The following is a 12,205-nucleotide window of genomic DNA, read 5'->3' on the forward strand; positions in this document are numbered from 1 at the left end:
CCATAACGGGAGAGGCTGCCATGGCGGCAATTGCATTCATTGGCCTGGGCAACATGGGCGGCGGCATGGCCGCCAACCTGGCAAAGGCCGGGCACGCCGTGCGCGCGTTCGATCTTTCGGCGCCCGCGCTGGCCGCCGCGCAGGACGCGGGCTGCACGCCCTGTTCCACCGTGGCCGATGCCGTGACCGGCGCCGATGTGGTGGTGACGATGCTGCCCAACGGGGCGATCGTGGGTGACGTGATCGAAAACCAGGTGATCGGCACGGCGCCTGCCGGCGCGCTGCTGATCGATTGCTCCACCATCGATGTCGCCACCGCGCGCCGCCTGGCCGAGGTGGCCAGCGCGGCAGGCCATCCGATTGTCGATGCGCCGGTTTCGGGCGGCATCGCGGCGGCGCGGGGCGGCACGCTGACTTTCATGGTCGGCGGCACCGACCAGGCCTTTGCCGCCGCGCAGCCGATCCTGGCGGCAATGGGCAAGGCGGTGGTCCATGCCGGGGCGGACGGAGCAGGGCAGGCGGCCAAGATCTGCAACAACATGCTGCTGGGCGCGACCATGGTGGCGACGTGCGAAAGCTTCCGCCTAGCCGAGCGGCTGGGGCTGGACCTGCAGACCTTTTACGACATCGCGTCAAAGGCTTCGGGCCAGTCGTGGTCGATGACCAGCTATTGCCCGGTGCCGGGCGTGGGGCCGCAGACCCCGGCGGACAATGACTACCAGGGCGGCTTTGCCACGGCGCTGATGCTCAAGGACCTGCGCCTGGCGATGGGCGCAGCACAGGAAGCCGGCGCGCCGGTGCCGATGGGGCACCTGGCGGAAAAGCTCTATGCCGCCTTTGCCGCCGATGGCCATGACGACCGCGATTTTTCGGCGATCATCAAGACGCTTTGACTGGCGGCCAGGGGGCTTGATCGCCACCACCCCCAACCCCCTCCTCTAAAGAGGAGGGGGCTTTCAAATCAGCATCTTAATTCCCCCTCCTCTTTAGAGGAGGGGGTCGGGGGGTGGTGGAAGGCATGCCCGACCGCCGATCAACCCGCCGGCAAGGTCACCTTGGCCTGGGGTGCATCGCGCAGGCGCAGATGCAGGGCGCCATCGGCCGGGCGGGGCACTTTCAGGCTCGATCCGGTAAAGCCGGGCTGCACTGTTGCCGCGCGGGTGAAATCGCCATCGGCGCCCACGGCATCAAGCAGGAACAGGTTGCGCCCGGTCAGCGTGCAGGGCAGCGAGCCGCCACTGTCGCAGGCAAAGCCGGTGATGCGCGGCAGGCGCGCCAGCGTGGCAAGCGGCTGCCATGCACCCAACTGGCCATCGGCCTTGACCAGGCGATAGCGCAGCGGGCCAAAGCTGGCCGCCGGCAGATCGCTGGCGCGCATCGTGGCGACCAGCACCGTGGGGTCGGTGGCCATCAGGCCCTTGGCCGTGGTCAGGCGCAACCCGCTCTGGCTGCCGGCCGGGGCCACCTCGATCGCATCGCCGCTGCCCAGCACGGTATTGGCGCCAGCGCGCACCGAGAAAACCAGCTCGGCGTCTTCGGGCAGCAGGTCGTCAGAGGCAAAGCGCAGGGGCCGCGTGCCGGGTGGCACGGGCGCGGCGTTGACCGTGCGACTGATCAGGTCGATGCGCGGCCGCGCGGGGCCGATCTTGATCGACACGGTCTGGGTGCGGCCATCGTCCAGCTTGATCTGTGCCTTGGCCGCCGTGCCGGCGTCACCGGCGCGGGTGTTGCCGCTCGTCGCCAGATGCAGGCGGTCGATCCGCCCGTCGCGCACCAGGCCATCGGGGCGGAACTCAACATCGCCCAGCGTCAGCGCCACCACCTGTTCCAGGCGCTGGCCGGTGATCATCGCCTCGCTGTCGCCGGCGCGGATATCGACCGAATCGATCCGGCTGCTTTCCGCCCGCGCGCGCAGCGTGACATTGGCGGGCGTGCCCAGGCTCTGCTGGTGAATGTCCAGGCGCACTTCGCCGGTTTCACCCTCGGCCAAGGGCACGGTGACGGCCAGGTGCGTGGCATCGATCGCGCGATAGGTCACGCTGCGGCCGGTGGCGCTATTGCCGATGCGCAGGCTGACATCATCGACGCAGCCCGGTGCAGCGCCCTCCAGGATCACTTCGTTGTCGCGCCCGGCCACCAGCGGCCCGGTGGCATTGGCAGCGCGCGACCAGGCCCCGCCATCGGGGCGTTGCACCACGTAATCGGGCCCGTCGAACGTGTCGAAGCCCCAGCGGCCGTGCATGTGCATGGTCAGCGTGGCACCCGGCGGCAGGCTATCGGCGACCACGGCATAGCCGCCAAGGTCTGCCCGCGGGGCCAGGGGGTATTCGCGCGTCGATCCGTCGGTGGCGGTCACTTTCACCGCCATGTCGTGGGCAAAGCCGGTGGCAAAGACCAGCGGTGCTCCTTCCACCGGCAGGACCAGGGCATTGCCCGGCGCGCAGATCGGCCCCTTGGTGGGATTGCGCAACTGCGGCGGGCTGTCTGCCCCGATCGCCGGCATGGCCATGACCATCACCGACTTGGGCTTGTTGAACGAGGGCGCGCTGTTGAGCTTGAGCGAGGCGGTCTCACCCTTGAGTTCGGACAGCGTCGGCAGATAGTTGAACTGCGGGTTGCTGAACGCGCCGAACAGCTTGGCCAGATCGCGCACCACGCCGATATAGGGGCTGTAGAGGCCGGCACCGCCCTGCTGCGTGGTGCTGAGCGAGAGCGCCAGCGTGGTCGGCGCGCCGGTCAGCGTATCGGTCAGCGAATTGGTGTGGATGTCGCTGAGCACCAGGGTGTCCCGATCTTCCACCAGGCACGAGGCCTGCTGGTCCACCACCTTGGTCAGGCATTCCTCGTTCAGCTTGATCGACAGGCTGCGCGCCAGTGTCGGCGCCATGCGCTGAAGGTCTTCGGGGTGGGTGGCATTGTCGCCGTTGATCGCGTTGATGAAAGCGATCAGGCGCGCATGATCGAGCGAGGCCTGGTTGAGATCCTGGCTGGCGCGCACGAACTCACCCGGCTTGCCGCGCACCGCATCCACCAGCGTGCCTTGCGCACCGCTGGTTTCCGGCACGATCAGCACCACCATCTGGCGCGCGCCCTTGGGCACGGTCAGGTTGAGCGAATGCTCGTTCGCCTTGTCCTTCCACGTGCGCGCCACGCCGATCCATTCGCGTGGCGGCGGGTTGGTGGCGCCGCGCAGGAACGCCGAAACCACCATCAGGTGCGCGCCCTGGTCACCGGGCAGCGCGGCCGAGATGCGCAGGGTATCGCCTTCGGCCAGGCTGGGCACGCTGCTGATCGGCAGGTCCTGGCCATTGCGGGTGACCATCACCTTGATGTCCGGCCCGATCAGCTCAAAGCGGGAATCGGCGGCCCTGGCGCCGTTCATCGGCACGGCAGCGGCCAAACCGGCCAGTGCCAGTGCCGAAGCGGCAGTGCGGAAACGAGAAAGGCCCGGTGCAAAGGATCTGGCAAACATCATCTGCGATTGTGTCCGCTGTGCCATGAAGGTCAAGGAATTATGGTCCGGTCCACTGCCCATCGCAGCGGATCTGCGCTGAACGGGGGATGAGCCAGGTTTCGGCCATCTGCTGCCCACGCCCGCCGCCGCCGGCACCGGCCTGCCCGGCAAAGGCCAGCGCCAGGCGGCCCTGTGCGGTCAAGACAGGCGGTATCGCCACCTCGACAAAGGCGGGATTGCTGGGGCGCTGCCGGGGCGGCAGGATCATCTGCCCGTTGGCATAGACCGCCATCGTCCGCCAGTAATCCTCGCCCGCCCAGGTTAAGCGCAGGCACCAGGCGCGCCCGCGCGGCAGGCGATAGGCCAGCCGCAGCGGATTTTCATAGAGCGTTTCGGCATAGGTCAGCGTCGCCAGCGGCCAGCCATCGGCCGGCAGGTGGTCGGCCACGCCCACGATGCTGCTGTGGCGGCCCTGCGGATCGGCCAGTTCGCCCCACCCGCGCAGCAGGTGCGGCTGCGCGCCGGGCATGCCCAGGTCATCATAGAGCGCGCCGTGGCGCCGGTCGGCGCGGTCGGCCAGGGCGATGAGTGCAGTCTGCCGCGCCGCTTCGCCGGGGGCGGCCATGGCACTGGCCAGGCGCGGCAGCAGCGCGGCGCGATCGGTCAGATCGGCCATGGCGCGATCGAGGTTGGCGCCGCGCTCCCAGTTGGAGGCGCCATAGCGCGGTACGCTCAATTGCATGCGCGCCTTGTCCCACAGCCGCGCTGCCAGGGCTTCGAGCTGGTGATAGAGCGCCAGGGTGGCGCGTGGTTCCGGCCGATCGAGCGCGGCGCGCGCGCGGGCCACGGCTTGCGCGCTGCCCGTGATGGCGGCCCGGGCCAGCGCCGCGCGGGCGGCGCGATCAGCCGCTTGCGCCGCGGCCCAGCGCCGGGCGACCAGCGCATCATAGACCGCGCGATAGCGATAGAGATCGATCCGCCAATCGGCCCATGGCGCCGGGTGCAGCGCGCGCGTGGCCCCCAGCGTGGCGGCAATGCCGGGGTTGCGTGCTGGATCGCCGCGCCAGTTCTGCTCCAGCGCCTGGGGCAGGGTGGCAAAGCGATCATCGCCGATGAAGCGGCGGGCATGGGCGAGGGCAATGGCACGCGTGCTGGCATGGGGGTTCCACGCCAGGGCCAGCCACTGCGCCAGGTTCCAATCGTCGTTCACCCCTTCGGAATAGGCGATGAACCCGCGCGTGCCGGGCGCCTGATCGGCAAAGGCGGCAGCCATCGCGCGCGGGCGCGGGTTCACCGGTTCGCGCCCTTCGGTCAGGGCAAAGGCCGGGTGCCAGCGTTGCAGCGGCAACTGCGCGTGCATGGCATGGGCGGTGTCGGGATAAAGTTCCAGCGGCACCACCCCGGCAAACAGCGCGCGGTGAGCGGCAATCGGGCTGCGCGTCTGCGGCCCGACGAACACGCCGGAAAGCCAGGTTGGGCGCTGGCGCACTTGCGCCACGAAGGCGTCAAACCCGGCGGCATCGAACCCTTGCGACGATACCAGCATTTCGGCGGCCGGAAAGCGCGCGTGCAGCGGCGCAGCGAGCTGCCCCAGCACGGCAAACAGTGGCGCGGGCGCGGTATGGCCAGGGTCGCCGCCGGGGAAATAGACCGCATCCAGCGCGGGAAAATCCGCCAGCAGCGCGGCAAAGTCTGCCTGTTCGGCGGCGACATCGCCCGGCCGCGTGTAATCGCGCAGCAGCGGATAATAGAGCGCCACCTGCAGCCCCAGCGCGTGGGCTGCGCGCGCCGTGGCCAGGATCGCCGTGCGGGCCGGCACCGGGGCAAGGGGGGATGCGGCGGCATCGTCAGAAACCGGCGCCACCAGCTGCACGCGGTTGGCACCCATCAGCGCCAGGTCTTCCACCTGGCGCGCCAGCATCGCTGGGGTCCAGGCGTCAAAGCTGTTGTTCTTGGCGCGAATGCCGATCTGGTCACCGCGCACGGCCATGGCCGGGGCGCTGTGCACCGGCCCGGTCAGCGTGAGCCGCGTCCCGCGCAGATGGCCCAGTACCCAGCCAGCGGCATAGGCGGCGCTGCGGGGCTGGCCTACGGCGATGGCGATGGTGCGGCCATGCTGTTCCAGCACAAAGCCTTCACCCAGCGCGGGTCTGGTGATGAATTGCAGGGTCAGCGGGCAGGCGGGCGCGGGATCGATCCCACGCTCGTGCAGGCGCCGCGCCAGCAGGTCTGCCCCGGCGCGGGCCGGGGCATCGGACTGGATGCAGGCGCCGGCAAGATCGGGCGCCGCCAGCGCCGCCGCCGGCCCAGCCAGGGCCAGGGCCGGCACCAGCAGGGCCCGCACCACGCGTGCCGGCAGCGGCATCAGGCCGAAGCCTGGGGCCGGTCTGCCGGGGCACGGGCAAAGCTCTTGTCCGGCTCTGCCTGCATGTGGAACACCAATGTGCCGCCGGCCGCCAGTTCGGCATGGCGCAGCCATGATCGCGTCAGCGGCTGGCCGTTCCATTCCACCTTGCCGTAATAAGGGCGATCCGGCCCCTGGCCGCGCGCTTCGATCACCAGTTCGCGGCCCCCGCCCACGCGCACCCGCGCGCTGTCGAACAGCGGGCTGCCCAGCACATAGACCGCACTGACCGGATCGACCGGATAGAAGCCGAGCGCCGAGAGGATGAACCACGCGCTCATCTGCCCGCAATCGTCATTGCCGATGATGCCATCGGGCTTGGCGGTGTACATCGTCGTCAGCAAGCGGCGCACCAGCCGTTGCGTCTTCCAGTGCGTGCCGCACCAGGCATAGAGATAGGCGACATGGTGCGAGGGTTCGTTGCCATGGGCATATTGGCCGAGCATGCCCGAGATATCGGGCGGCGCGCCCTTGGGCAGGGTGGAGGGTGCGGAAAACAGCGCGTCGAGCTTGGCCTCGAACGCGGCGTCGCCGCCCATCGCCGCCATCAGGCCGGGCACGTCATGCTGGTTGAGGAAGGTGGCCTGCCAGCCGTTGCTTTCGGTATAGTCGCGCCACTTGGACGAATGGCCCAGCTGCACCGGGTCATAGGGGCTGGTCCAAGTGCCATCAGCCAGGCGCGGGCGGGCAAAGCCCACACTGGCATCGAACACGTTGCGCCAGTTGCCGCTGCGCTTTTCCAGGTGGGCGGCATCCTGCGTGGCGCCGGCCGCGCGCGCGATCTTGGCGGCGGCGTAATCGTCATAGCTGTATTCCAGCGTGCGGCTGACGCTTTCGAACACCAGGTCTGCCGGCACATAGCCCAGCTGATCGTAGAACGGGATGCCCAGCGAATTGTCGAGCGTGGGCGTGGTGAAATCCAGCGCGCGGCGGCGGATGCCCGGCCAGGCGGCGGCATAATCGGCGGGGATGCCCTTGGCCATCGCCTCGGCCAGCACCGGCACGGCGTGCCAGCCGATCATGCAGCCGGTTTCCACGCCCTGCAGCGGCCAGACCGGCGGGCCATAGGGGCTTTGCAGCGTCTGGCGGATGAGATCGGCCATCATCACCGCAGCATGATCGGGGCGGATCAGCGTCTGCAACGGATGGAACGCGCGATAGGTATCCCACAGCGAATAGGCGCTATAGGCCGCCTCGCCTTTCGCCAGGGTGTGCACCTGGCGATCGAGGCCGATCGTGCGCCCATCCACGTCGCTCAGCAGCGTGGGGCCCAGCGCGGCGTGGTATTGCGCGGTGGCCATGATGGTCTGCTGCGCCGGGGTGCCGCCGCGCACCGTGATGCGCGCCAGTTCGCCATCCCAGGCGGCCTGGGCGGCGCGGGCATAGGTGTCGAAATCGAAATGTGGCGCTTCGGCCGCCAGGTTGGCGCGGGCGCCGGCCACGTCCACCGCCGAAATGCCGGTGCGGATCACGATCGGCGCGCTGCCGGCGTCGGGGAACCAGGCCACGGCCTTGAGCCGCTTGCCGCTGATGGCATGGGTGGCGCCTGCCACGGCGGCAGGGGCCGGGGCGTTGTCGTCGCCATAGAAATCGACGCGTGACGGCGCGCGCGAAAACTGCATCGCGAAAAAGATCTCGCGCCCCTTGGCCCAGCGCCACACCCGGCGCCGGCCCACCAGCGTGCCATCGGGCAGCCATTCCAGCGCAGCGGCATCGATCAGCGGCGGATAGTCGGAACTGTCGAGCACCAGGTGCGACAGGTCGATCAGCACATGGCCTTCGCCCACTGGAAAGGCATGGCGCTGCACGCCGGTGCGCAAGGTGGCGGTCAGTTCGCTGGTCACGCCGTTTTCCAGCGCCACGCGGTAATAGCCGGGCCGCGCTTCTTCCTGGGTATAGCGCAGGCGATAGCCGGGCGCGGCAGGGTTCTGCTTGGCCGGATCGAGTGGGCCGGGATCGAGCCGCACCGGCCCGCGCGCCGGCAGCACCAGCACGTCGAGCATGTCACCAATGCCGGTGCCCGACAGATGGGTGTGCGAAAAGCCCAGCAGCGAGGGATCGCCGTGGTGATAGCCCGAACAGGTATCCCAGCGCGCGGTGTCGGTATCCGGGCTCACCTGCACCATGCCGAATGGCATGCTGGCGCCGGGGAAAGTGTGGCCATCGCCCCCCGTGCCGATGAACAGATCGGGCTGTCCTGCCGTGGTGCGCCCAGGGCTGCGGCGCGTGGCGGCCAGGGCTGGCGTTCCGGCGGCGGCAGCCAGGGCCATGTGGCAAGAGGCGCGAAGAAGACTGCGGCGGGCAAGTGCGATCATGGCTGGCTCCTGGCTGGGCGGTGCCGTCTGGACATGACAACGCCTGCCGGAGCGGTGCATCCGGCAGGCATTGCGGTTGGCGCATGGCAAGGGAGGAAACATGCCATGCGCCGATAGGGTTTGCCGTGTCCGCTCAATAGGCGAACTGCAGGGTAGCGGCAAACACGCGACCGTTCTTGTAGAAGGCGGTCGGCGCGTTCTTGGTGCCGCTGTAGGAGTAGTAGGTGGAGTCCAGCAGGTTCTGGGCATTGGCCTGAACCGTCAGGTTTTCGGTGATCTTGTACCCGATTGAGGCGTCGAGCTGGTGATAGCCAGCGGTCTTGTCCACCGAGTTCAGACGGCCGATCCCGGTGAAGTAGTCGCTGCGCCAGTTCCAGCTGATGCGGGCCTGGAAACCGTCCTTTTCGAAGTACGGGATCACGTTGACCGTGTGCTTCGAAAGGTAGGGCAGGTTGACCACGTTGCCGTCGCTATCCACGCCGCTCTTGGCATCGGCATAGGTATAGTTGGTCAGGATGCCAAAGCCGCCCCAGATCGGCGTCTGGAAACCGACCGACACGCCGTTGACCGTGGCGTTGGTGGCGTTGACCGGCAGGGTGACCTGGTATTCCACCGGCGTGGTGCCACCGAGCGGGGTAAGCATCTGCGACACGGTCTTGGTCACGATGTACGAGCTGATCTGGCGGCGGAAGTATTCCACCGACAGCAGCGAGCCGGGACCGAAATACCATTCGCCAGACAGTTCGTAGTTGGTCGACTGATAGGGATTGAGATCCGGGTTGCCGCCAGCCGCGGTGAAGTTGGTGTCATTGCGGCTGAACGCACCAGCCAGCTGGGCATAGCGCGGACGGGCGATCACTTCGGCCACGGCACCGCGCAGCTTGAAATTATCGCTGATATCCCACGACACGTTCAGGCTGGGCAGGAACTTGAGATAGTCCTTGTTGCTGACGATCGGGGTATAGGTCGAGCCGTTGTCGGTCGAGTTGAAGTAGTTCGACCGGTCGCTGGTATAGACCATGCGATACCCGCCCGAGCCGTGGATCGGGCCGCTGCCGAAGTCCAGCTGGACATAGGCATTGGCAACCTTTTCCCGCACGCTGAACGTCGAACCCTTGTCGATCCCGGTGTCGACATAGAGGCCGTTGTTGAGCGCATCGACCACGCCCTGTTCGGTCAGCGTGGCGAACTGGTTGGCGTTGCCATTGTCGTTGAGGCCGTTGAACAGGCCGCCGGGCGTGAGGTGGGTGGTGAAATCGGTGAGCGAGATCGGGTTGGTGTAGAACACCTTGGAGCCGGTCACGGTCAGCGCGTTCTGGTGCGTAGAGGCCTTGATGCCCATGCGCACGTCCTTGAAGAACGCGTCGCTCACCTCCCACTTGCCGTCCAGCTGGGCGTAGAACTCTTCGTCCTTCTGGCGCGAATGGGCGATGCCGCCGATCTGGTAGCCGTTGATGGTGGTGCCGTCGGGCAGCTTCTGCGACGAGGTGGAGAAGCGACCCCACTGGCTCGCGTCGGTCGGCGCGGTGTTGTAGTTCACGCTGGTCGACGTGCCGGTGTAATCGAAGGTGTAGCCACCGTTCGAATAGAGCGACATCAGGTATTCGGGGTTGGTGCCGCCGGTCGCCTTGCTCCAGCCGCCGTTGCCCGACAGGGTGAAGCGATCGCTGACATGCCAGGTGCCCGCCAGGTTATAGCTGTCGTTGGTCACCTTGGTCTTGCGATAGTTCATGTCCAGCTCCGCCTGGGTGCTGGTGCCATTGGCCATCGTTGCCGAGCTGATCAGGCCGTTCGACAGCGTGACTGCCGAAATGTTGCCCGGGTTGTAGTTCGGATAGATGAATTCTGACTGCGAGAAGTTGTTGTAGGTGCCCTGGATGTGCATGCCCGTGGCGATCAGCTCGAAATCGCTGGTGGGTGCATATTGCACGGCAAACTGGCCGCCGATGCGCTGGCGCGTCTGCTTGAAATAGGCGTGGTTGATGCCGGCCGGATAACGGGCATTGGCCAGGTCCTGCGTCGTGCCGCCGTTGATGGCGAGCGCCGAGTTCTTCGGCACGTAGTTGCCGTTGCCGTCGGTCAGCAGGTCGCCGTTGGCGTCCTTTTGCAGGAAGTCCTTGCCGGTGGAGTAGCCGAAGTATTCGATCCCGGCGCGGGCCAGCGAATCCTTGTCATAGGTGCCGGCCACCATGATGCCGAAGGTTTCGTCCTTGTTCTTCCAGCTGTAAAGCAGCGAGCCGCGCGGGTTGGCGATCTTGGAGCGATCGTTGTAGTTCACGCCGATCGAACCGTTCAGCGAATTCGCCTTCATGTCGAGCGGCTTGCGCGTGCGCACCAGCACCGTGCCGCCCAGCGCGCCTTCATCGATCCACGGTTCGGGCGACTTATAGACTTCCACGCGCGAAATCACTTCGGGCGCGAGCAGCGAATAGTTGAACGTGCGCCCGGTCACGTCGCCGGGGTTGCCACCCCAGTCGGCCGAGGCGATCGAGTGCCCGTCGATCAGGATGCGGTTGAGCGCCGGGTCGGTGCCCTGGATCGACACGCGTTCACCGATGCCGAACTGGTGGTCCACCGACACGCCCGGAATGTGCGAGAGCGATTCGGCCACGTTGCGATCGGGGAACTTGCCCACGCCTTCGGCGGTGATCACGTCCATCACGGCAATCGCGCTGCGCTTCACGTCGATCGCGTTCTTGAGCGAGGCGCGAATGCCGGACACGACAATCGCCTGGCCCGGATCGCTGCCCTGATCGGCGGAATCGGCGGCGGCGCTGTTGGGCGCTGTGGCCTGGGCATCCTGCGCGATGGCTGGCGACGACACGATCGTGGCAAAGGTGCTTGCCAGCAATGCTGCACGAAAGAATGACATGTTTTAACCCTCAATCCCGCCCGTATCCCGGGCACGAATGTGTTGAACCCTGAAACGGTGTTGCTTACCCCTCGCGGCTGTTTCCTGGATGTGGTCTGTAACCAATCTAAGTCCAACCGCCACGCAATATGTCACTTAAATGAAACCGGCTGTCCACCAAAACTTGGCCTGACACATCCGCCAACAGAATGAAACAATGTGAAAAAATATACGAAATCCGCCGTTTTCCGGTCTTTTTGCGGGTTGAGGGGTGCGGCATATTGGCCGCAGTCCCAAAAAAATTTACACGGGTTTGGTAGGGACCAAAACAAAGCCACATCGCGCAAAGGTGATTCGCTGGTGCGGTGGACCGCAAAAGGAGCAGGCCAATGAATGCCGATCAGCCCATGAAGAAGGCCGGCCGCGATGCTTGAAGTGTGCGTGGAAGACGGTGCCGGCATGGCTGCGGCGCTGGCCGGTGGCGCGGATCGGCTGGAACTGTGCGTGGCGCTGGACCTGGGTGGGCTGACGCCGCCATCGTCCCTGCTCGATCTTGCAGCGCGCCAGCCCTTGCCGGTCCATGCCCTGTCGCGCCCGCGCCCTGGTGATTTTGCCTACAACGCCCGTGATTGTGCGCTGGTGCAGGCCGATCTAGCCGAATTTGCCAAGGCTGGCCTTGCCGGTGCGGTGATCGGTTGCGGCGGGCGGCAGGGGCTGGATCGCGGGGCGCTGGCCGAATGGGTCGACCATGCCCGCGCGCTGGGCGAGGCACGCGGGCGGCCGCTGTCGCTTACGCTGCACCGCGTGTTCGATCTGCTCGACGATCCGTTCGCCGGCCTGGAAATCGCGGTGGAACTGGGCTTTGACCGCATTCTGACCTCGGCCGGCGCGGTGCGCGCGGGTGATGGCGTGGCGCGCTTTGCCGCGCTGGTGAAAGCGGCCAGCGGGCGCATCACGATCATGGCCGGCGGGGGCCTGGAACCGGCCGCCGTGGCCGCCTTGCGCGCGGCCGGCGTGCACGAATTCCACGCCTCGTGCCGCAGCCCGGTGCCCAAGGCCTGCGTCGATGCGCGGTTGATCGACCTTGGCTTCCAGGCCGGGCGTGGGCGCCAGACCGATGTGTCGCGTGTGGCCGCCTTCGTTGCCGCCACAAGCTGAAATGGTATTGAAAAGGAATTGAA

6 protein-coding genes are annotated in these 12,205 nt (G+C 67.0%); 2 read left to right on the plus strand and 4 right to left on the minus strand.

All coding sequences use genetic code 11. From position 1 onward, the window contains the following. Window positions 1-20 precede the first annotated feature (20 nt). Window positions 21-893, plus strand: coding sequence for a 3-hydroxyisobutyrate dehydrogenase (mmsB, locus tag C8K14_RS11175; protein ID WP_107716729.1), 873 nt, complete (start codon window positions 21-23; stop codon window positions 891-893). A 140-nt stretch (window positions 894-1,033) separates the two neighbouring features. On the opposite strand, the gene C8K14_RS11180 is transcribed toward mmsB, so the two are convergent. The 4 genes from C8K14_RS11180 to C8K14_RS11195 all read right to left on the minus strand — a co-directional run bounded on the left by C8K14_RS11180 (window position 1,034) and on the right by C8K14_RS11195 (window position 11,045). Next, window positions 1,034-3,472: a hypothetical protein gene (locus C8K14_RS11180; protein ID WP_082349773.1), complete on the minus strand. Its 2,439-nt coding sequence runs from the start codon at window positions 3,470-3,472 to the stop codon at window positions 1,034-1,036. A gap of 40 nt (window positions 3,473-3,512) precedes the next feature. Further along, window positions 3,513-5,819 carry a hypothetical protein gene (locus C8K14_RS11185; RefSeq protein ID WP_107716730.1) on the minus strand — a complete coding sequence of 769 codons (2,307 nt, stop codon included), beginning with the start codon at window positions 5,817-5,819 and terminating at the stop codon, window positions 3,513-3,515. Beyond that, window positions 5,819-8,173 carry a GH92 family glycosyl hydrolase gene (locus tag C8K14_RS11190; RefSeq protein ID WP_107716731.1) on the minus strand — a complete coding sequence of 785 codons (2,355 nt, stop codon included), beginning with the start codon at window positions 8,171-8,173 and terminating at the stop codon, window positions 5,819-5,821. The genes C8K14_RS11185 and C8K14_RS11190 overlap by 1 nt, the downstream gene beginning before the upstream one ends. 133 nt (window positions 8,174-8,306) lie before the next feature. Beyond that, window positions 8,307-11,045, minus strand: a complete 2,739-nt coding sequence (locus tag C8K14_RS11195) for a TonB-dependent receptor (RefSeq protein WP_107716732.1) — start codon at window positions 11,043-11,045, stop codon at window positions 8,307-8,309. A gap of 405 nt (window positions 11,046-11,450) precedes the next feature. On the opposite strand from C8K14_RS11195, the gene C8K14_RS11200 reads away from it, so the two are divergent. Next, on the plus strand, window positions 11,451-12,182 hold the full coding sequence (locus C8K14_RS11200; RefSeq protein WP_107716733.1) for a copper homeostasis protein CutC: 732 nt from the start codon (window positions 11,451-11,453) through the stop codon (window positions 12,180-12,182). Window positions 12,183-12,205: the final 23 nt, after the last annotated feature.

Origin of the sequence: Novosphingobium sp. GV079 (assembly GCF_003058045.1) — a bacterium.
GTDB lineage: Bacteria > Pseudomonadota > Alphaproteobacteria > Sphingomonadales > Sphingomonadaceae > Novosphingobium > Novosphingobium capsulatum.

Bases quoted from the DNA above. Each gene is read 5' to 3' on its own strand.
- C8K14_RS11200 (WP_107716733.1), top strand. From the start codon at position 11,451: ATGCTTGAAGTGTGCGTGGAAGACGGTGCCGGCATGGCTGCGGCGCTG.
- C8K14_RS11180 (WP_082349773.1), bottom strand. From the start codon at position 3,472: ATGTTTGCCAGATCCTTTGCACCGGGCCTTTCTCGTTTCCGCACTGCC.
- C8K14_RS11195 (WP_107716732.1), bottom strand. From the start codon at position 11,045: ATGTCATTCTTTCGTGCAGCATTGCTGGCAAGCACCTTTGCCACGATC.
- mmsB (WP_107716729.1), top strand. From the start codon at position 21: ATGGCGGCAATTGCATTCATTGGCCTGGGCAACATGGGCGGCGGCATG.
- C8K14_RS11185 (WP_107716730.1), bottom strand. From the start codon at position 5,819: ATGCCGCTGCCGGCACGCGTGGTGCGGGCCCTGCTGGTGCCGGCCCTG.
- C8K14_RS11190 (WP_107716731.1), bottom strand. From the start codon at position 8,173: ATGATCGCACTTGCCCGCCGCAGTCTTCTTCGCGCCTCTTGCCACATG.